This window comes from Streptomyces sp. NBC_00154, assembly GCF_026342835.1.
Classification (GTDB): Bacteria; Actinomycetota; Actinomycetes; order Streptomycetales; family Streptomycetaceae; genus Streptomyces.
Genome location: NZ_JAPEMI010000001.1, coordinates 6,994,722 through 7,013,874 on the forward strand (window position 1 = coordinate 6,994,722; position 19,153 = coordinate 7,013,874).

The 19,153-nt window shown below is 66.0% G+C and carries 18 protein-coding genes and 3 pseudogenes; 16 read left to right on the forward strand and 5 right to left on the reverse strand.

The window, feature by feature from the left end; genetic code table 11:
• Positions 1–260 precede the first annotated feature (260 nt).
• Positions 261–1,028 carry a calcium-binding protein gene (locus OHA03_RS31305; RefSeq protein ID WP_267007073.1) on the reverse strand — a complete coding sequence of 256 codons (768 nt, stop codon included), beginning with the start codon at positions 1,026–1,028 and terminating at the stop codon, positions 261–263.
• Between the two features lie 503 nt (positions 1,029–1,531).
• Between OHA03_RS31305 and OHA03_RS31310 the strand changes: the two genes are divergently transcribed.
• Both OHA03_RS31310 and OHA03_RS31315 read left to right on the forward strand, forming a co-directional pair.
• On the forward strand, positions 1,532–1,912 hold the full coding sequence (locus OHA03_RS31310; RefSeq protein WP_267007074.1) for a tetratricopeptide repeat protein: 381 nt from the start codon (positions 1,532–1,534) through the stop codon (positions 1,910–1,912).
• A gap of 731 nt (positions 1,913–2,643) precedes the next feature.
• Entirely contained in the window at positions 2,644–3,321 is a 678-nt protein-coding gene (locus tag OHA03_RS31315) for a glycoside hydrolase family 11 protein (RefSeq protein WP_267008230.1), read from the forward strand.
• Between the two features lie 342 nt (positions 3,322–3,663).
• Here the strand turns inward: OHA03_RS31315 and OHA03_RS31320 are convergent.
• Together OHA03_RS31320 and OHA03_RS31325 are read right to left on the reverse strand one after the other, a co-directional pair.
• Positions 3,664–3,861: pseudogene (locus OHA03_RS31320) on the reverse strand (methionine--tRNA ligase); the annotation flags it as partial.
• 20 nt (positions 3,862–3,881) lie between these two features.
• Entirely contained in the window at positions 3,882–4,541 is a 660-nt protein-coding gene (locus tag OHA03_RS31325) for an HAD family phosphatase (RefSeq protein ID WP_267007075.1), read from the reverse strand.
• Between the two features lie 49 nt (positions 4,542–4,590).
• Here OHA03_RS31325 and OHA03_RS31330 point away from each other — a divergent pair, with 49 nt between their 5' ends.
• From OHA03_RS31330 to OHA03_RS31355, 6 genes and pseudogenes are all read left to right on the forward strand, one after another.
• On the forward strand, positions 4,591–5,172 hold the full coding sequence (locus OHA03_RS31330) for an IS630 family transposase (protein WP_267007076.1): 582 nt from the start codon (positions 4,591–4,593) through the stop codon (positions 5,170–5,172).
• 555 nt (positions 5,173–5,727) lie between these two features.
• Positions 5,728–6,330 (forward strand): reverse transcriptase domain-containing protein, encoded by a 603-nt coding sequence (locus OHA03_RS31335; RefSeq protein WP_323181273.1) that lies wholly within the window; start codon positions 5,728–5,730, stop codon positions 6,328–6,330.
• A 124-nt stretch (positions 6,331–6,454) separates the two neighbouring features.
• Positions 6,455–7,693: pseudogene (locus tag OHA03_RS31340) on the forward strand (IS4 family transposase); the annotation flags it as partial.
• A gap of 201 nt (positions 7,694–7,894) precedes the next feature.
• Positions 7,895–8,569 (forward strand): group II intron maturase-specific domain-containing protein, encoded by a 675-nt coding sequence (locus tag OHA03_RS31345; protein WP_267008231.1) that lies wholly within the window; start codon positions 7,895–7,897, stop codon positions 8,567–8,569.
• A 119-nt stretch (positions 8,570–8,688) separates the two neighbouring features.
• Positions 8,689–9,213 carry an IS630 family transposase gene (locus OHA03_RS31350; RefSeq protein WP_267007077.1) on the forward strand — a complete coding sequence of 175 codons (525 nt, stop codon included), beginning with the start codon at positions 8,689–8,691 and terminating at the stop codon, positions 9,211–9,213.
• Between the two features lie 341 nt (positions 9,214–9,554).
• Positions 9,555–10,031 (forward strand): DUF2871 domain-containing protein, encoded by a 477-nt coding sequence (locus OHA03_RS31355; protein WP_267007078.1) that lies wholly within the window; start codon positions 9,555–9,557, stop codon positions 10,029–10,031.
• 281 nt (positions 10,032–10,312) lie between these two features.
• Here OHA03_RS31355 and OHA03_RS31360 read toward each other — a convergent pair.
• Positions 10,313–11,178, reverse strand: a pseudogene (locus tag OHA03_RS31360) (GyrI-like domain-containing protein).
• Between the two features lie 249 nt (positions 11,179–11,427).
• On the opposite strand from OHA03_RS31360, the gene OHA03_RS31365 reads away from it, so the two are divergent.
• Complete coding sequence (locus OHA03_RS31365) at positions 11,428–11,592, forward strand: hypothetical protein (RefSeq protein ID WP_267007079.1); 165 nt, start codon at positions 11,428–11,430, stop codon at positions 11,590–11,592.
• A 356-nt stretch (positions 11,593–11,948) separates the two neighbouring features.
• Complete coding sequence (locus tag OHA03_RS31370; RefSeq protein WP_267007080.1) at positions 11,949–12,512, forward strand: lamin tail domain-containing protein; 564 nt, start codon at positions 11,949–11,951, stop codon at positions 12,510–12,512.
• A gap of 316 nt (positions 12,513–12,828) precedes the next feature.
• Here OHA03_RS31370 and OHA03_RS31375 read toward each other — a convergent pair whose 3' ends face one another.
• On the reverse strand, positions 12,829–13,590 hold the full coding sequence (locus OHA03_RS31375) for a GNAT family N-acetyltransferase (protein WP_267007081.1): 762 nt from the start codon (positions 13,588–13,590) through the stop codon (positions 12,829–12,831).
• Positions 13,591–13,819: 229 nt separating this feature from the next.
• Here OHA03_RS31375 and OHA03_RS31380 point away from each other — a divergent pair, with 229 nt between their 5' ends.
• From OHA03_RS31380 to OHA03_RS31405, 6 genes are all read left to right on the forward strand, one after another.
• On the forward strand, positions 13,820–14,230 hold the full coding sequence (locus tag OHA03_RS31380) for a VOC family protein (protein ID WP_267007082.1): 411 nt from the start codon (positions 13,820–13,822) through the stop codon (positions 14,228–14,230).
• A gap of 244 nt (positions 14,231–14,474) precedes the next feature.
• Positions 14,475–14,939: a helix-turn-helix transcriptional regulator gene (locus tag OHA03_RS31385; RefSeq protein WP_267007083.1), complete on the forward strand. Its 465-nt coding sequence runs from the start codon at positions 14,475–14,477 to the stop codon at positions 14,937–14,939.
• A 5-nt stretch (positions 14,940–14,944) separates the two neighbouring features.
• Positions 14,945–15,571, forward strand: coding sequence for a glyoxalase (locus tag OHA03_RS31390; RefSeq protein WP_267007084.1), 627 nt, complete (start codon positions 14,945–14,947; stop codon positions 15,569–15,571).
• A 65-nt stretch (positions 15,572–15,636) separates the two neighbouring features.
• A complete protein-coding gene (locus OHA03_RS31395; protein WP_267007085.1) occupies positions 15,637–16,092 on the forward strand; it encodes a pyridoxamine 5'-phosphate oxidase family protein in 456 nt (151 codons plus the stop codon).
• 585 nt (positions 16,093–16,677) lie between these two features.
• Complete coding sequence (locus OHA03_RS31400; protein ID WP_267007086.1) at positions 16,678–18,072, forward strand: FAD-dependent oxidoreductase; 1,395 nt, start codon at positions 16,678–16,680, stop codon at positions 18,070–18,072.
• Positions 18,073–18,162: 90 nt separating this feature from the next.
• Positions 18,163–18,900, forward strand: coding sequence for an SDR family NAD(P)-dependent oxidoreductase (locus OHA03_RS31405; protein WP_267008232.1), 738 nt, complete (start codon positions 18,163–18,165; stop codon positions 18,898–18,900).
• Positions 18,901–19,153 lie beyond the last annotated feature (253 nt).

Sequence of the window (19,153 nt, forward strand, 5' to 3'; positions counted from 1 at the left end):
GTGCGGACAGAGCATGCTCACGCCAAGATGTATCCGGCGTACCTCACTGCACAAGAGGCATGAAGATCGGGTGAACGATCTCCTGCGCACCGTCTGTCCGTCGGCGACTGCGGTCCGTTACGCTCGCCGGGTACGAGGAGGCACAGGTGAGGAGAACGAGCTCGGCGAAACATCTCCACGCGCGGGATCGACCTGCTCGGGCCGCGCCTGCGGGCCCTGTCCCGCTGGTGTTCCAGGGACAGGGACCGGGCGGGAATGGCCTACTTCAGGGCGACACCGTCTCCGTAAGCGGCTGCGGTGCTCGTCGTGCTTGTGCCGGCGAACGTCCAGCGCCAGGTACCAGCGGAATTCGCGGTCACCGTCGTCCTGAGCTTGCCGCTGCTGTCGGTGGTCACCTTCTTGACCGTGGTGTAGGTGGAGGAGCCGGACTTCTTGTACTGAAGGGCCACGGCCTGGCCGCTGTACCCGGCGTAGGCGTTGGTGTCCCAGTTGGCCCGGGTGAGTGTTCCCGTCACGGTGAGCGTGCCGCCCTTGGCGACCGGCTCGGGGGAGGCCTGGGTGTCGGCGAGCTTGGCGTAACGCTTCACCTTGACCGGTGCGCTGTCCTGGAGGTCGTAGAAGTCGCCGTCATTGGCGGCTGCCTCGGCAGTGAAGTGCCAGGTGCCGGCCGAGCTGTTCTTGAGGTCGTAGTAGTCGGTGCGGTCGGCGTCCAGGGTGAACTTGAAGACGCACTTCCTGGTGGTGGACGTGGGCCGGGTGCAGTCGGCGGAGCCTGCGTGGATGATCCGGCGGTCAGGGCTGACCAGCTTGGCACCGTAGATGTCCTTGATCCCGGACCCGTCCTTGGCGACGGCAGTCACGGTCAGCGTCTGCGCCGCGCTGACTCCGGCATTGACGGTCTGCTTGCTGAAGGACAGCGACGTGAAGACGGTGTCGCCCTTCTGGGTGTCGGCGTGCGCGGCCGGCGTCAGGAACGAGAGCAGCGCCAGAGCGCCGACGGCAGCGGCCGCGGTGGAACGAATACGCATGTTTCTCCGAAAACGATGAGCCGGATCTTGTCCGGGCGCGAGAAAGACCACTGACACCCGTGGTTGGTTGTACGACGGCAGACGGCATTCTGGCCGTGGAGGTTTTGCGGCTTTTGTCCAGCCGCATGCTCGGATAGCTCCCTCACTGCCTGCTGAGCCGCGCCCGCCTCGACGAAGCCATTGGCTCCCGGCTTCGAGCTTGATCGCGTTCGCCGTGGAGCCGGTCCCTGGTCCGCCGCGGTCCGTCCCTTGTCGCGCCGAGACCGTCGACCTCGCGCGCGCCCCGGTCTCCGTATGGCCCCGCGGAGGGGTGAGTCGCTCGACGCTCCCCCGCTGGGCCTCTTCTCGGGCGGCGAAAACCCGCCGGGGAATGATTCAAACTTCAATCAAGTTTGAAGAACCAGGTGGGTCCATCGGCCCCTCGTGCCCCAGAACCCCTTGGGCGCCAGGTGCCTGCACCGCAGAACGAATGCTCGTGCAGAGAACGGAGAGCGGAGAACGTGATGGTCGGCACACAGGGAGTGACCTGGAACGAGCGGCGGCAATACGCGAGCCGTCTCTTCGAATCCCAGCGTTACCGCGCGGCCGCCCAGGTTCTCAAGGACCTGGTCGCCGCGGCGCCTCGCAATCTGGACCTCCGGATGCTCCTCGCCCGTTCGTACTACTACACGGCGCAGCTCTCCCTGGCCGAGGCGGAACTGCGCCAAGTCCTGCGCGCCGAGCCCGCCCACCCCTCTGCCCACCTCGCCCTCGCCCGCGTCCTGGAGCGCCAGCACCGCTGCTCCGAGGCCGCGCCGCACATGAGGGTCGCGGACACGATGACCGCACGGGACCTGCTTGCCCTCAGGCACCCCCGCAATTCATCCCCTCGACTCGTTGCTTGAGGCTGCTGCCCGCTGCCGGTTGTCCGCCCTCCCCGGGCGGTCGGGCCACGGACGAGACGTGTGTCGTGGCGGGTGGCCGGGCCGCGCCAAAGCTTGAGGCGGTACATCCACCGCTCGACGGCCTCATCGCCCGAGTCGTCGAAGACGCCCGCCTCGAACCCCGCCGGATTCCGTTCACCCGCGCTCTGCGCATCGCCCGCCGCACCGCCGCCATAACGGCAACCATTTCCCCCTGCGGACCGGGCTGATTGTCTCCCGGCCGTCCTGGCTCGGCTGGGCCGCAGACACCCTGCCGCCCGATCGGGGAGAATCCCGAAACTTTCGAAATAATTGACCCTGATCTTGATCTATGAATCAGGGATTCCGTCGAACGATCCTGCACTCGACCTACCGGACAGGTCATTGACCAGGCCTGATGTCGTCTCGGTAACTCCCTGGCCAAGGATTAGGATTCGGAATCCTTGCCGAAAGTGTTGACAACTTTACGGGGCCGGACCAACCTATCGCCATCGACGGACCTCAACCTCTGTCGATCCGGGTCGCCTGCGCGACCTGGTTCCCCGGTCGTTGACCACACGACGACCGGCCAACCGTCGCAGCGTTGGACGACGCTGACGCACGGTCGCGTCACCCTGGCCACCGACGGGTCGGCCAGGACGTATCACGCTGTCTGGCCTCCCTGCCGGCCTTCACGAGGAGGAAGCATGAACATGAACGACGCACCCGCCCCAATGAACAACGTCCCCGCCCAACCGCTCAACCGCAGAGGCTTCATCGGCGGTGCCGGAGCGTTGGCGCTCACGTCCGCGATGATGCTGCCCGGCACCGCCCACGCCGCCACGACCATCACCACAAATCAAACGGGCACGAATAACGGCTACTACTATTCGTTCTGGACCGATGGTGGTGGGTCGGTCTCCATGACCCTGGGGTCCGGTGGCAATTACAGCACCTCATGGAGCAACGTCGGGAATTTCGTTTGCGGTAAGGGCTGGAGCAACGGCGCGCGCAGGAGCGTGAACTACTCGGGCAGCTTCAACCCGTCCGGCAACGCATATCTGGCTCTCTACGGGTGGACGTCAAACCCGCTCGTGGAGTATTACATCGTTGACAACTGGGGCACTTACCGGCCCACAGGAACGTACAAGGGCACGGTCACCAGCGACGGCGGTACGTACGACATCTATCAGACGACGCGAACCAACGCCCCCTCCGTCGAAGGCACCAAAACCTTCAATCAGTACTGGAGCGTCCGGCAGTCGAAGAGGACGGGCGGGACCATAACCACTGGAAAACATTTTGACGCGTGGGCCGGCCATGGAATGCCCATGGGTAGTTTCAATTACTACATGATCCTCGCGACCGAGGGGTATCAGAGCAGCGGGAACTCCAATATAACGGTGAGCTGAATCCCGTCCTCCGAGGAGACCGACTGCACCACATCATCAACGCCACCTGGCCCAGCGATCAGGTACGCGTCGCCCCCGGGAACGGCATGAACGGGGTGTGACGATCCGGACCAACGGCACCTGGACCTGGCCGACGGTCTCCCGCAGCGCGAGTTGATCCTCGAACGCCCGACACACCGCACCTGTGGCGCGGCGGCTCATGGCTGCCGCGCCATACTGCTGCCGGCCGGCGCTCCTGCCCGCGGGCGTTTCGTCTTCGTAGGCGCGCCCCCCACTTCACCGGTATCGAAGGCTGAACGTCAGTGCGTCAGGCACAGGCGAGTTCGGGCCATGAGCGAAGGATCAGGCGCCTTCGTCGCCGCCGAAGAGCTCCGCGTCGGACTCCAGGTCCACCCCCGCCGATCTTCGCTGAGAGCACCGGCGGAACGCGGCGGGCGGTGCCGGCCGGCACCGCGTCCAGGGGCCTGACCTGCTCGGCGGTCACCCGGGTCGCGCTGTCACCGTCAAGACGAAGGCGTCACGCATGGCACGGTCGGATGCCGACGAGGTGCTGGGTACGTTCAGTGGGTGGCGGTTGCCAGCAGTTCGGGCAGGTCGTACATGCTCTCGAACACGACGGTGTCCGGTCCCTCCAGCCGTGAGGCTGGTGTGAGACCGCCGCAGTAGCCGAAGGCGCGCATTCCTGCGGCGCGGGCGGCCTGTACCCCGTACGCACTGTCTTCGATCACCGCGCACTGCGCGGGCTCCACTCCCATCGAGCGTGCAGCATGCAGGAAGAGGTCGGGTGCGGGTTTCCCGCTGGGGACGTCGGCGGCGCTGAAGATGTGCGTCTTGAAGTAGTCACTCAACGAAGTGATCTGCAGGCTGTGCCTGATGTCGTCGTGACTGCCGTTGGAGGCGACACAGGTGGGTGTGGTGAGGCTGTTCAGGACCTCCTTGATGCCGTCGACAACGGTCAGTTCGGCTGCGAAGGCCGCCCGATACAGATGTTCGTACCGCCGCTGCCAGTTTTTCTCCAGGCGCCGTCCAAGTCGTTCTTCCACAGCGGCCGTATAGACCTCGTCCGACGAGCCGACGAACCGTTCGATGATCTCCGCCTCGGTGAACGTGCACCCCAGGTCGGCCGTGATCATCGCGTCCACTTTCACGCATATTCGTTCACTGTCCACCAGTACGCCGTCACAGTCGAAGATCACCAGTTCAACCGCGTTCTGTGTCATGACCGGAAGCCTAGTGTTTCGTGATTCCGTCAGCGTTACTTGATCTTGTGTGGCAGGGTCTCTTGGTGTGGAGATCTCCGTGGAACAGGCCGCCGAGTTGCGGGAGTTGTTGAACAGCCGGGACGTTCCTGCGGACATCGCTACGCGGGGCCGGATCGTGCTGTGGTCGAGCGAGGGGCGTCGGCGCAAGGACATTGCCGAGCTGCTCGGGGTGTCACTGCCGACCGTGGACCGCTGGAAGACCCGCTATGCCGAGCACGGACTGGCCGGGCTGGAAGGGGAGCGTCCCGGTGGCGCACGGGAACAGGTACCGGCGCGGGTGCGGTCCCGGGTGATCGCGCTGACGCGCATGACGCCGCCGGACGGCACGGGGCTTTCGCACTGGTCCACACGGGAGTTGGCGAAGTACCTGGAGCGAACCGAGAACATCACCGTGTCCTGGCACTACATCGCGCGCGTCTGGCGCGAGGAAAGCCTGAAGCCGCACCGGTCCGGCACCTTCAAGATTTCCAAAGATCCCGCGTTCGCGGAGAAGGTGGCTGACGTGATCGGCCTGTATCTGGCCCCGCCGGGCGGCGCGGTAGTCCTCTCGATCGACGAGAAGACGCAGATCGTGTGCCACGAACGCTGACGGAGGCGGTGATGTAACAGCTTCTGGAAGCGGTGCTGTGCAAGAGATGGAGGTAGGTCCTCCGGAGTCGCCCTGCAGGGGGAGGCTCCAAACCACCGCAGGCTGCGTCGGTTAAATGCCGGTCGTGGTGAGCGCTGCGGAAAAGGCGTGGCAGTGATCGCGTCAGGTATGGGTCAGGAAGGCGAGCGTGAGCGAACCGCTGATGACGTGTCGTAATCTTTCTCATTGGCGTCGAAACCGGGGCATGATCTGGGCTCCGGGACAAGTCTGGGGGAAGCCTGTTGACTGCCCAGATGGCGTCCGGCATGGAGGCGGCGCGAGCCTGGCCCGGGCTCTTGCGCGGAACGTGGGAACCTGTCGCCCCGATACTGCTGCCGGCCGGGTGGGCCGGTGGCGAGAGGGAGAACCCCAAGCGGACAAAACCGCGAGGGGCCGAGTACCGATGCGGGGCACGGGGGCGGACCGTCTCGTAGTAGCGGCGAAATCCGGTAATGCGGATGGAGCGAAGGGGACGGGTCGTCCGGGTCTACTTGGTGGCCAACCGGAGCTCCCGGGATGAACCAGACGAGCGGATCGAAGTCGTATCAGATCTCGAAACACCTAGTGTTCGAGGCGTACTTGAGGGTCAAGGCCAACAAGGGCGCGGCGGGCGTCGACGGCGAATCGATCGAGCAGTTCGAGGCGAACCTGAAGGGCAACCTCTACAAGCTGTGGAATCGCATGTCGTCAGGCTGTTACTTCCCGCCGCCGGTCAAGATGGTGGAGATCGATAAACCGGGAGGACGCGGAGTCAGGGTCCTCGGCGTGCCCACGGTCGCGGACAGAATCGCGCAAACGGTGGTGGCCATGGTGCTGGAGCCGCTGGTGGAACCTGTGTTCCACCCGGACTCCTACGGCTATCGGCCCCACCGCAGTGCGCTGGATGCGATCGCAGCATGCAGAGAACGGTGCTGGAAGACGGACTGGGTGATCGATATGGACATCCGGGGCTTCTTCGACAACCTCGATCATGATCTCGTCCTCAAGGCGGTCAAGCATCACACCGACCAGCGGTGGGTCCTGCTGTATGTGGAGCGATGGCTCAAGGCCCCGCTCCAGCGGCCGGACGGCAGCCTGCTCGCCCGGGACCGCGGTAGCCCGCAGGGCAATGCCACTTAGATAAGCGGTCTGGTAATCGGTCGTCCACATATGCACAGGGACACGCCCGGGGTGTTTGTGGATGGTCAACTGATCCGGTTGCCGCACTTCCTTCCTGCCGGTGAACCGGTTATGTTCCTCGCTCATGGGCGGGGTGCGGGATAACGTGGTGCCGGTTTCTGGTGTGCGCTTGACCGACCGGGTGGGTGTCGGGGTTCTGACACGTTTGGTTCATCGGGACCTGGTCGATGAGGTACTCGCGGAGACGGGCCGTACAGAGAAACGGTCACGTTTGCTGCCGGCGCGTGTCGTCGTCTATTACGTGATGGCTCTGTGTCTGTTCTTCGGCGAGTCGTACGAGGAAGTGATGCGTCTTCTCGTCAACGGCCTACGTTTTCTGGGGACATGGCGGAAGGACTGGACGATTCCCACGACGGGTGCGATTTCCCAGGCGCGCCGGCGTCTGGGTTCGGAGCCGCTGCGGGTGCTGTTCGAGCGGGTGGCATTGCCCTGCGCGCAGCGGGGCACGCAGGGAGCGTGGATGGGTCGGTGGCGTCTGATGGCCATTGACGGGTTCGTCCTGGATATTCCTGACACCCCAGCAAATGATGGGGAGTTCGGCCGGTCCGGGGGCACACGAAGTCCCGCACCTTTCCCCCAGGTGAAGATCGTGGGGCTGGGTGAATGCGGGACTCATGCTGTGGTGGCGGCCCGGCTGGGTCCCTGGCGCGTGGACGAAGGCGTTCTCGCCGGGGAACTCGTCGCCGATTTCGAACCAGGCATGCTGGTTACCGCCGACCGGGGATTTTACGCATATCGTCTGTGGGAAGCGGCCGCGGCAACCGGTGCTGATTTGCTGTGGCGCATGCCCGACGGCCCTCATCTGCCGGTAGTCCGGCCGCTGAAGGACGGATCCTATGAGTCGTTCCTGCTTGACCCGAAGGTCCGTCGGCGGCGCGCAGTCCAGCGTCACCGCGGGTCGGACAACATAGAGGAGCCGTCCGGGATTCCGGTCCGTGTCGTCGAATACGAAGTGACGAACCGCGAAGGTAGAGGAGAGATCTTCTGCCTGATCACCACCGTTATGGACCCGGACGAGGCTGGTGCCGCTGAACTCGCCGCTGCCTATGCCGAACGGTGGGAGTTCGAGTCCAGCCTTGACGAGATCAAGACCCACCAACGCGGCCGCGGCGGTGTATTGCGCTCGAAAACACCGGACATGGTCGAGCAGGAGATCTGGGCACTGCTCCTGACCCACTACGCGGTCCGGCACCTGATGTGTGAGGCAGCCGAACAGGCCGACATCGACCCGGACCGCCTATCGTTCATGCGGTCACTTCGTATCATCCGCCGCCAGATCACAGGCCAGGCGGGTTTTTCCCCTGACCGCCTCGCGAAGGCCCTTGAAGTCGCCCGCACGGAAATAATAGAAAGGCCCAACCCCCGTCGGAGACACCGCACCAGCCCACGAGCCGTAAAGCGTGTCCACGTCCACGCCTACAGAAAGAAGCAGCCCACCGAAACCATCATCCACCACCCCGACCCACCCCACATCAAAATCCTCGCCGTTTCCTAACTAAGTGGCATTGGCCCGCAGGGTTCAGCGGTCTCGCCCGTGTTGTCCAACCTGTTCATGCACTACGCGTTCGATACGTGGATGGCTCGGGAGTACCCCGGCGTCCGGTTCGAACGGTACTGCGACGACGTGGTGGTCCACTGCCGCAACGAGGCCCAGGCGCACCAGGTGCGTCAGGCCATCGGCGGACGGCTGGCCGAATGCGGTGGTCTGGAGTTGCATCCGGACAAGACCCGCATCGTGTACTGCAAGGACCGGAACCGGCGTGGCTCGGCCGAGCACACCTCGTTCACGTTCCTGGGGTACGGGTTTCGCGTGCGAAGGCTTCGGACGAAGCGCGGAGATTACTTCTTCGGCTTCAACCCGGCCGTCAGCGACGAGGCCGCCAAGCAAATCCGGATGCAGATTCGCCGTTGGCGGCTGCACCTGCGTAGTGACACGACCCTGGAGGAGCTCGCCCGGGAGATCAACCCGGTTGTGCGGGGCTGGATCAACTACTTCGGGCGGTTCCACCCGTCGGCGTTGCTCTCCACTCTCAACCGCATCAACGACTATCTGGTGCGGTGGCTCGTCCGCAAGTACAAACGGTTCAAGCGGAAGCGAGCGAGAGCACGAGAGGCCCTGAGTCGTCACGCCAGGCGGTTCCCTGGACTCTTCGCTCACTGGAAACTCGTCAAACCGTAACCGTGCACGACTGGACGATGGGAGCCGTGTAAGCCGAGAGGTTTACGCACGGTTCTGAGAGAGCTGGGGAGTGAAATCCTCCCCGGCTACTCACCCAGGCGCTGGACCGGACCCAGCCGGTGCTGCCGGTCGCCTTCGCGGCGAGCGAGAAGCGCACCGCCGACTACGTCCGGCACGGCACCACGAACCTGTTCGCCGCCCTGAACGTCACTACTGGTGAAGTGCTCGGCGAGTGCAGGCCGACCCGGAACGGCAAGGATTTCCTGGCCTTCTTGAAGAAGGCGGTGAAACCGCACGCCGGGAAGGACATCCATGTCGTCCTGGACAACCTCTCGACGCACACCACCCCGGAGGTCAAGGAGTGGCTGGTCAAGAACCCGCACGTCCACTTCCATTTCACTCCCGTCGGCTCCTCGTGGCTGAACCAGATCGAGATCTGGTTCGGAATCCTGACCCGGCAGTCCATCCGCCGCGGCACGTTCTCCAGCGTCAACGTCCTGATCAAACAGATCCGCGACTACATCAACTCCTGGAACACGACAGCGAAACCGTTCACTTGGACCGCGACCGCCGGCGAGGTCCTCGCGAAGGTCCGACTCGTCGCGACCAACGTGAAGAAACTCGTTAATAACAACTCGAACTGACATGAACAGGATCACGAGACACTAGAGGGGAAGTCGTCAACGCGACTGGCCGACGACGGATTTGGAGTGGCTGGGCACCAACAGGCCCTGACGTGCCGGATCGGGTTGCTGGCTGGGGCATCTCCACGCCGGTGGGCCCGTCGTGTGCGCGGCTCCGCTCACGGCGAGGGGTGGCAGGCTCCGTTCCGGGTGGTGCGGCCTGAGTGGGGAGTTTCGCGGATCCCCATCAGTAGCGTGGTGACGGCGTTCACCACGCAATGCCGGGCATCGTTCATCTCCACAACCTCGCCCTCAACGGATATCTTCAGCCCCGTACGGGAGAACACTTTCGAGGGGGAGCCATGACCATCCGGGCATCGCTGCACGCGGCCCATGTCTACATGATCCTGGGCGTCGTTTCCGGGCTCTACTACCGAGAGCTCACCAAACACAACGGGTTCGACGGGGAGACCCAACTGTCGGTAGTCCACACCCATTTGCTGGCCCTCGGTATGCTGGCCTTCCTCATCGTCCTTGCGCTCGACAAGCTGTTCACCCTGTCCGGCAGCCGGCACTTCACCTACTTCTTCGCCTTCTACAACGCAGGCATCGCGATCACCGTGGGCTCCATGGTCTTCCGCGGCACGCAGACCGTCCTCGGCCACCCCGTCCCCGAAGCGGTCTCCTGGATCGCAGGCCTGGGTCACACGGTCCTCACCGTCGGTCTGATCCTCCTGTTCACCCTGCTCGGCAAGCGCGTCACCAATAGGCGCAACACCTCAGAGAGCGCCCCAGGAGATGGCCTGTCGGCCGATCTGGAGAAGGGCAACGCGTTGTAGTAGGCGACAGCCGAGAGCAGTTGTCGATTGGTTCTGCAGAGCAGACGCCGGTCTGATGACGTCGAGGTGTTGCTGAGTTCCGTCTCTTCCACGCTCAGGCCGCCGACGCGACCGAGCATCGTGTACGCGGTCCGTCAAGGCCTGTGCCGCTCGGGCACATCCCGCCATGGCGCGCCGGTTTGCGCCCGCGGCCAGACCCCGTCGAAGAAGTCCCGGGATCGTTCCATGAGTTGACCACCGTCTCCAGCGCGCGGCGGCCCAGGGCCGCCGCGCGCCACCGCTCAGACCGCAGTCCGCTCCACGGGGATCCACAGTTCCGCGTCCGCCTGTGACCCGTCCTGCGACAGCCGGGTCCGCAGGATCTCGGGCCCCGGCCGGCTCCGGTACGGATTGGACGGGAACCACTGCGTGAACACGTCCCTCCACAGGTACTGGAGCGCCTGCGGAAACGGCCCGGAGTTCTCGAAGACGGCCCACGCCCCGGCCGGACAGTGAGCGCGTCCATGCCCTCGGGCACGGCGGCGCGGGTCACCACGCCGTGGTAGTAGTCGAGTTCGGTGCCCTCGGCGCGGCTGTCGTCCAGATTGTCACTCGCCGAGATGATCCCCTTCGGATCCTGGTCGGACAGGCTCTGGATGCGCTGCAGTGTCTCCTGGCCGATGCCCCGGATGAAGGCGGCGATGGCCGGGTTCACCCCCTCGTGCACGAGGGGGACACGCGCCTTCCTGCCGACCACACGGAATTCCTCCTTCTCCACGACCCTGTACCGCATGCTGCTGTTCCCTTCGACGATGAGGCGGAAGGACATCCGTGGCTGGGACTGCAGACTCGCACCGACCCGCCTGACCTCGCCGGGACCGACGCCGTGCATCGCGCGGAACGCACGCGCGAACGCCTCCCCCGAGGTGTAGCCGTAACGCACCGCGACCTCCAGCAACGTCCGCTCCCCGGCCAGCACTTCGGCACCCGCGACCGTCAGCCGCCTGCGCCGGATGTACTCCGACAACGGAATCCCCGCCAGCGCGGAGAACAGCCGCCGGAAGTGGTACTCCGACGTCACCGCGATCCGCGCCAGGTCGGACACCTCGATCCGCTGATCAAGGTGGCACTCGATGTGCTCCATGGCCTGGTTCAGCCGCTCCAGCACCCCGGCCTCCTTCCCTTTCGATCACTCACGCTAGGAAGGACCCACCTTGCCGGACCCGACATCCTGTGCCCGGTCCGGTCGGGTACGACAGGACCCCGACGATCGCGCGCACCACACCTGTATCAACCGCAAGGACGGACACCGGCGCCGTGATCGCATCTCAACCACGGCCTGGAAGGCTTCATTCTTGATGACGGTGATGAAAACGCCGGTTGTGCGCGTTTTGATGACCACTGGCTTCAGGACCTCTTGCCTCAGGCGCTCGGGCAACTGCTCCGCCTGCCACTCGCGTTCAGCTCCGGCAACAATCTCGGCCTGATCCTCTGGTCTTTCCTGCCGTACTTCGTCACCGTGATGACGATGACGAGGGCGAAGCACATCGATGCGCCAGACGAAGGAGCGATGGAGGGCTGAGGGGCGGCTCCGCCCGAACTGTGAAGCATTGTGCCTGTTACCCGATTTATGCGACCGGTGGTGGGGCGTGGGGTGGTGCGGCGCGGTGTACGGAGGGGCCGGAAAGGGCTTGCTGGCGCGGGTGGCCGGGGTGGTTGCCGTACTCAGCGAATGTCAGGGCCACGCTCATACGGGGTCTGTGACCGTTACAGTCATCGGTTACGGAAATATCCGCATTTTGTAACGCAGGCCGAAGCCGCCTTCGACAGGCGGGCGGGTGGTTCAGAGTGTGGGTCCTCGGCTTGTTGAGCCGGGACCCGCACCGCGCAGCATGGCTCTGACCTGGGCCTGGGCGCCTCTACTTGAGGGGACATCACGTGTCTGCTTCTCGTACTGTCCGTCGTCTCGTCGCTACCGGTCTGGCGGCCGGTTCCGTTGTCGCCGTCGTGGCGATGCCGGCATCCGCCGACGACGGCCACAACCGTGGCCGTCACCACCAGTCGTACTCGCGTGTGGTGCTCGGCAGCATCCAGTACGACAGCCCGGGCCGTGACGACTACTCCAACCGTTCGCTGAACGGGGAATGGGTCGAGGTCACCAACACCGGTTACCGGCCGGTGAATCTGAACGGATGGACACTCTCGGACCGGGACGGCAACCGTTACCGCTTCGACGACCTCCGTCTGGCCGGCCGGGCCACCGTCCGCGTCCACACCGGACGCGGCTACGACACCCGCACCGACGTCTACCAGGACCGCCGCACCGACTACGTCTGGAGCAACTACTCCGACACGGCCACCCTGCGCGACAATTACGGCCGGACCGTCGACACCGAGTCCTGGGGCCGTGACCGCGACCACCGCAACCACGACCGCGACCACGACCGCGACCGCGACCGCGACCGCGACCACCACAACAACGACCGCGGACACCGCCGCTGACCTGACCCCCACCCGCCACTGACCGCGGACACCCTCTCGGAACCGCTGCGTGCCGCCACCCCCCGCCCCCGAAGTGGCGGCACGCAGCTCGCGCGCTCACCGGCCTCCCCCGGATGCAGGCTCGCCGAGGCGTCACGACCTGCACACGCAGAAGGGCCTTGGTCCGGAAGAACCAGCGCCCCGGCGCGTACATCTGGCGATCGGATCACCCCTGGTGCGGGCCATGAGGACCTCCTCCTCGATCAGGAGTTGCACCGGTCGTTGGGTAATCGCATTGTTGAAGATTCGCCCACCGGTGAATCGGGTTGTCTCGCTATCAGCCGCGTTCGAAGCTGTGCGAGTGACCGATGACGGAGAAGCCGCGGCGCTCGTACCAGCGGCGTGGCCAGCCCGTCGCATCGGCGGTCAGGAACCGCGTACCGCAGTGCTCGTCGGCGGCCAGGCGCAAGGCGCTGGTCAGGACGGCGTCGGCATGACCGCGCCTGAGGTGAGCCTCCGAGGTGATCAGGTCCTCGATCTGGGCTGTGCCGGTTGCCGGGTCCAGATAGAGGTCGGCCCATGAGGCGACCTCGCCCTCCTCCGTGCGGGTACCGATGAAATGAACGCCATCGGCACCGCGGCGGCGGGCCTCGCGTCGGTCGACAAGGTGGCGTACGACGTCGTCGTCGACGTCCGGAAGGAGCCCCTGCCAGCGCCGGGTGAGTGGGAGACGGATCTCGTCCAGGTCCACCTCCTCCGCGAGTCCGCCGACCGGTACGGGACCTGCGTGCAGCATGACCAGATGGCTGGAGTGGGTGTAGCCGGCCCGGATCAGCGGCTCTGTGCACTCCGTTCCGACTTCCTCGTCAAATATGGAGATCCGTCGGTGTGGCAGATGCCTCAGTGCCTCCTCCGCGATGGCAGCAAGCGCCTCGGAGTCGACGGCCGTGTCGATGATGACCTGGTTGTTCGCGCGGGAATGTGCGAAGGCGTCGTCATATACGGCGAACCCGCCGGGGAGGTCAACGGTGCGCGCGGCCTGGCGGCGTGCGAAGGCCGACAGGAAGGTCTTGATCCGCTGTCGTTCTGAGCTCGGCATGGGGGGAGCCTAGGGGCTGCCTCTGCAGGGACAAGCCGAGCTGGGCTCCGCTGGTGGCGGCGGAGGAGGAGGCGCTGTCCCGGCTCGTGAGCCCCTGGGAGACGGTCGAGGAGATCGAGGGCGACGCACGGGCGGCGGCGGGGGTGCGACTTTGTGTGGCGAATCAGGTGGCCGGATCGATCAGGAATCGAGAAGCGTGGGTCACGGAGCCGCGCCTAGCATGACAGTCATGGACATCACCATTCACACAAGCTCCCTCCCGCATGACGACCCGGACGCGTCCCTGGCCTTCTACCGCGACACCCTCGGCTTCGAGGTCCGCAGCGACTTCGGACAGGGCAAGATGCGCTGGATCACGGTCGGCCCCGTCGGCCAGCCCGACACGTCCATCCTCCTGGCGCCGCCTGCCGCCGACCCTGGGGTCACCGAGGACGAGCGCCGCACCATCGCCGAGATGATGGCCAAGGGCACCTACGGCTGGATCTTGCTGGCCACCCGGGACCTCGACGGCACTTTCGAGAAGGTGCAGGCCGGCGACGCCGAGGTCGTGCAGGAGCCGACGGAGCAGCCGTACGGCATCCGCGACTGCGCTTTCCGTGATCCCGCGGGCAACCTGATCCGCATCCAGGAGATTCGCTGAGCCGTACGGTCCTCGATTCGGCCATGACGGCCGGCGTCGCGACCACCTGCGAAGAACGCGGCGGCCGGTCCTTCCGGGCCGCTGTCCTGGACCACTCCCTCGGCGGGCGTGCCGTCGCAGAGCCCGAGCCGCCCCCGGCCTCCGTCCCGCCGCCGGCAGGTCGGTCATCGCCATCGAGCACCTCGCCGCCTGCCGCCGCTTGCAAGCCAGGTGCTCGCGGACATCGAGGAAAAGGAGTTCTCCCATGTGTCACCCCTCGTGGGGGCGCGCACGCACCGCGGCGCAGCGCCTGAGCGACCTCGCGCGACTGCGCCGCGTCCGCGACCGGATCGACCGGGAGTACGCGCAGCCGCTGAACGTCGAGGCGCTTGCCCGCGGCGTGAACATGTCGGCCGGGCACCTCAGCCGCCAGTTCCGGCTGGCCTACGGCGAGTCGCCCTACGCGTACCTGATGACGCGTCGCATCGAGCGCGCGACGGCGCTGTTGCGTCGTGGCGACCTCAGCGTCACCGACGTCTGCTTCGCGGTCGGCTGCTCATCGCTGGGCACCTTCAGCACCCGCTTCACCGAGCTGGTCGGCATGCCGCCCAGCGCCTACCGGCGCCGCGAAACGGGCGCTGCGGCGGGGATGCCGCCGTGTGTGGCAAAACAGGTGACAAGACCGGTCAGGAATCAAGAAGCACCGGTCGCCGAACCGCAACTAGCGTGATGGCCATGGCATCCATCGAATCCGTCACCCTCGACGTGGCCGACCCCACGGCCGCCAACCGCTTCTACACCGCCGCCTTCGGCTTGGACAGGCAGATACACCTGCGGGCCTCGGAGGCACCCACAACCGGCTTCCGTGGGTTCACACTGGCGCTCACGGTGTCCCAGCCGGCCACCGTCAACAGCCTCATCGACGCCGCCCTCGACGCCGGCGCCACGCCGCTGAAGCCTGCCACGAAGTCGTTCTGGGGCTACGGCGGTGTCGTACGAGCCCCGGACGGGACGATCTGGAAGGTCGCGACCTCGGCGAAGAAGGACACCGGCCCGGACACCCGGCAGATCGACGAGATCGTGCTCCTGCTGGGAGTCGCAGACGTGGCTGCGAGCAAGCGGTTCTACGTCGAGCGCGGTCTTGCCGTGGCGAAGAGCGTCAGCCGCATGTACGTCGAGTTCGCCGCTGGGTCGAGTCCCGTCAAGCTGGCGCTGTACAGGCGCCGTGCCCTTGCCAAGGACGTCGGCGTCGCTCCCGACGGCACCGGATCGCACCGGCTCATGATCGGCGGTGATGCCGGGCCTTTCACCGACCCGGACGGGTTCGCCTGGGAGGCCGCATCGCTGACGCCCACGCCCTGACGCGCCACGACCGACGGAGCCTCTCCCCTGGAGGAAGGGCTCTCCACCAAGTGACTGGAGGAAGCATGACGGGCGCGCCGCCGCGTGGGCTTGAGGAGAGGCTGCGGGACACTCGCGCGAAACTGGCGAGCGACGTCGATCTCTGGGTCGCGACGTCGGGCTCCGCGGGCGGCGTCCACCTCATCCCGCTCTCGTACCTCTGGGACGGGACCGCGTTCCTCATCTCGACGCCGCGCGCCTCGGTCACCGGCCGCAACCTGCTGGCGGAAGGCCGGGTGCGACTCAGTCTCGGGCCGACGCGTGACGTCGTCGTCGTCGACGGCACCGCCGAGCCGGTGGGCATCGCCGACCTCGGCCCGGAGGCGGGCGACGCGTTCGCGACCAAGACCGGTTTCGACCCGCGCGAGCTCGACGAGCCCTACCAATACTTCCTGATCCGGCCTCGGCGCATCCAGGCCTGGCGGGAGGCGAACGAGCTGCAGGGACGGGACCTCATGCGCGACGGCCGCTGGCTCGGCTGACCACCGCACGGGAACACATCGCCCCGGGGACCACACCCGCTCCACCTGGCGAGCGGCGCGGGTAAGGACGTGGACTTCCCGCGGGGACTCCTCACTCGGACCGAGCAGAGCTGACGCATCTGAGGCCGCTCCAGCACCGGCCTTCGTCGGGGGAAGCACGTGACATCCGGTGATCGTCGGCGGCCAGTTGTTTCCCCAGCAAACTGGCCGCCGGTGGGGAATCCCACTGGCCGCAGGCGCCCACTGCCCGGCATTCGGCCCTTCGGGTGACGGGCATTCTGCTCGGCACCGTCGAGGGATGCGGCGCTGACGCCTGGGCTGTACAGGTGCTTGCCTGTGGGCTGGGGGTGCGCATGAGAGACATCCGGTCTTCGCGCAAGTTTCGGGTTCCTGTGTGCGCAAGTCCGCATGCACCTGTTTGGGGCCACCTGAGTCTACTTGTATGCAGACTACTGACGGTGACGATCGGTGCCGAAGCAGGTTGCGGCATCGAGGGGTTGGTGTTGGTGTTGAGATGACGAAGACGCTGCGCTCACGCAGGACCCTCTCAGCTGACGCCCAATCTCCATGGAATCGGAAGTGAGCATGGAAGGCGCAAACCACAGTCTCCACGCTGATGTCCTGGTCATCGGCTACGGAAAAGGCGGCAAGACGGTGGCCGCGAAGATGGGCCGCCTCGGCAAGCGGGTCGTGCTTGTGGAGCGGTCGGACCGGATGTACGGAGGCACCTGCCCCAACGTGGGCTGCGTACCGACGAAGGCACTGGTCCACTACGCCAACAAGCGCCGACCGGAGGATCCGGCGCAGGAGTGGTACGAGCGTTCCGTCACCAACGTCCAAGCGGTGACGAAGATGATGCGCGACGGCAACTACGAGGGGCTGAACGGCATGGAGACCGTCACGGTCCTCACCGGTCAAGCCGCGTTTGTCGACCCCCACACCGTGGCGGTCCAGGCAGGCCGCGAACGCCTTACGGTCACCGCTGACACCATCTTGATCAATACCGGCTCCGAGCCGATCATCCGCGACATTCCCGGGCTGCGTGACAGCCCGTACACCGTCACCAGCACCGAACTGATCGAGACCACCGTCCTGCCGGAACGACTGACCATCATCGGCGGCGGATACCTCGGTCTGGAGTTCGCCGCGATCTACCGACAGTTCGGCTCAGAGGTGACCGTGCTCGAGGCATCTCCGAAGATCCTCGGTCGTGTCGATGACGACGTCGCCGCCGTAGCCCAGGAAATCCTCACCGACGAGGGCATCGAGATCATTGCCGGCGCCCAGGTGCGCCAGGTCCGCGACGGTGACGGCGGTGCGACCGTCGTTTACGACAAGGACGGCCACGAGCACTCCCTAGCGGCTGATGCCATCCTGGCCGCCACCGGCCGCGCCCCGGCCACCCGCGACCTCGCCCTGGAGGCGGCCGGGGTCCGTACCACCGAGCGGGGAGCGGTCGAGGTCGACGGGTTCCTGCGCACCAGCCAGCCGCACATCTACGCCCTCGGCGACGTCAACGGTGGTCCGCAGTTCACCTACATCTCCCTCGACGACAGCCGCATCGTCCTCGACCAGCTCATCGGTGAGGGCAAGCGCTCCACGGCGGACCGGGTGGCCATCCCGCAAACCCTGTTCATGACCCCGCCGCTGGCGACCATCGGGCTGACCGAGAAGGAGGCCCGAGCAGCCGGACACCGGGTGAAGATCGCCAGCCAGCCGGTCGCCGAGATCATCGCCATGCCGCGCGCCTACATCGTCGAGGACCCCCGCGGTGTCATGAAGTTCGTCCTCGACGCCGACACCGACGACATTCTCGGCGCCGCCCTGCTCAGCATCGACGCGCAGGAACTCATCAACACTGTCGCGCTCGCCATGCGGCACGGCGTCAAGGCGGCCGAACTCCGCGACGCCGTTTACCAGCACCCCACCTCCACCGAAGCCTTCAACGACGTACTCGCCACCATCGTGCGAGCCGATTGACCACCAGTCGCTCGCGCCCGGGCCGTTTCTCTCGAATCAGCCGCGGCGTGGCATCGAGAAGGGAAGGGTGCGGCTGTGACTACTGCATCGATGACGGGGAAAGTCGCGCTGGTGACCGGGGCGACCAGCGGCATCGGGGCGGCCGCTGCGGAAGTGCTCGCCGAGCGCGGTGCGCACGTAGTGGTGGCGGGCCGGGACCGAGCACGCGGCGAGGCCGTCGTCGACACAATCCGGGAATCCGGTGGCACGGCCGACTTCTTGGCCGCCGACCTGCTGGACGCCGGCTCGGTCCGGGAGTTGGCTCGACAAGCCGTCGAACTGGGTGGTGGCCGGGTGGACATCCTGGTCAACGGCGCGGGCATCTATCCGTTCGGGCCCACCGAGCAGGCATCGGAGAGCGAGGTCGACGCCGTCTACGCGCTGAACGTGAAGGCTCCCTTCTACCTGGTGGCGGAACTCGCGCCGGCGATGGCAGAGCGGGGCAGCGGGGCGATCGTCAACGTCAGCACCATGGCGGCCGCACTCGGCTTCTCGGGAGTGGCGCTGTACGGCTCGAGCAAGGCCGCCGTGAACCTGCTGACCAAGGCCTGGGCCGCCGAATACGGCCCGCGCGGGGTCCGGGTCAACGCCGTGCAGCCCGGTCCGACCCGGACCGAGGGCACGGCGGGCATGGGGGAGGACCTCGACACCCTCGCCGCCCAGGCGCCCGCCGGGCGGCCGGCTTCCCTGGGGGAGATCGCCGAGGCGATCGCGTACCTGGCCGGCGATGCCGCGAGTTTCGTGCAGGGCGTTGTGCTGCCTGTCGACGGCGGCCGCACGGCTGTGTGAACGGGACCTCCAGGCCGGTGGCGTTCCCCGTCGCTGTTGCCCCCGCCATCGTCGACCGTCTCACCTTCGGCAGCGACATCATCGAAGCCGGCACCTGGTCAACGGCTCATCAACCTGTTCAAGGGTCACCGTCACACTGCCGGTCTCACCATCGTGGGTGAAGGGAAGGATCACGGCATCAAGCTGTCAATGGCGCGCCGTCAGCTACAAGAGTGAGAAAGAGACCGCTTGGAGCAAAAGACGGGCAGACGCC

What these genes read in the sequence shown, in the direction of transcription:
- OHA03_RS31385 (WP_267007083.1), top strand. Translation starts at nt 14,475, where the DNA reads ATGTGTCACCCCTCGTGGGGGCGCGCACGCACCGCGGCGCAGCGCCTG.
- OHA03_RS31325 (WP_267007075.1), bottom strand. Translation starts at nt 4,541, where the DNA reads ATGACACAGAACGCGGTTGAACTGGTGATCTTCGACTGTGACGGCGTA.
- OHA03_RS31315 (WP_267008230.1), top strand. Translation starts at nt 2,644, where the DNA reads ATGAACAACGTCCCCGCCCAACCGCTCAACCGCAGAGGCTTCATCGGC.
- OHA03_RS31355 (WP_267007078.1), top strand. Translation starts at nt 9,555, where the DNA reads ATGACCATCCGGGCATCGCTGCACGCGGCCCATGTCTACATGATCCTG.
- OHA03_RS31395 (WP_267007085.1), top strand. Translation starts at nt 15,637, where the DNA reads ATGACGGGCGCGCCGCCGCGTGGGCTTGAGGAGAGGCTGCGGGACACT.
- OHA03_RS31335 (WP_323181273.1), top strand. Translation starts at nt 5,728, where the DNA reads ATGAACCAGACGAGCGGATCGAAGTCGTATCAGATCTCGAAACACCTA.
- OHA03_RS31375 (WP_267007081.1), bottom strand. Translation starts at nt 13,590, where the DNA reads ATGCCGAGCTCAGAACGACAGCGGATCAAGACCTTCCTGTCGGCCTTC.
- OHA03_RS31310 (WP_267007074.1), top strand. Translation starts at nt 1,532, where the DNA reads ATGGTCGGCACACAGGGAGTGACCTGGAACGAGCGGCGGCAATACGCG.
- OHA03_RS31380 (WP_267007082.1), top strand. Translation starts at nt 13,820, where the DNA reads ATGGACATCACCATTCACACAAGCTCCCTCCCGCATGACGACCCGGAC.
- OHA03_RS31405 (WP_267008232.1), top strand. Translation starts at nt 18,163, where the DNA reads ATGACGGGGAAAGTCGCGCTGGTGACCGGGGCGACCAGCGGCATCGGG.
- OHA03_RS31400 (WP_267007086.1), top strand. Translation starts at nt 16,678, where the DNA reads ATGGAAGGCGCAAACCACAGTCTCCACGCTGATGTCCTGGTCATCGGC.
- OHA03_RS31390 (WP_267007084.1), top strand. Translation starts at nt 14,945, where the DNA reads ATGGCATCCATCGAATCCGTCACCCTCGACGTGGCCGACCCCACGGCC.
- OHA03_RS31305 (WP_267007073.1), bottom strand. Translation starts at nt 1,028, where the DNA reads ATGCGTATTCGTTCCACCGCGGCCGCTGCCGTCGGCGCTCTGGCGCTG.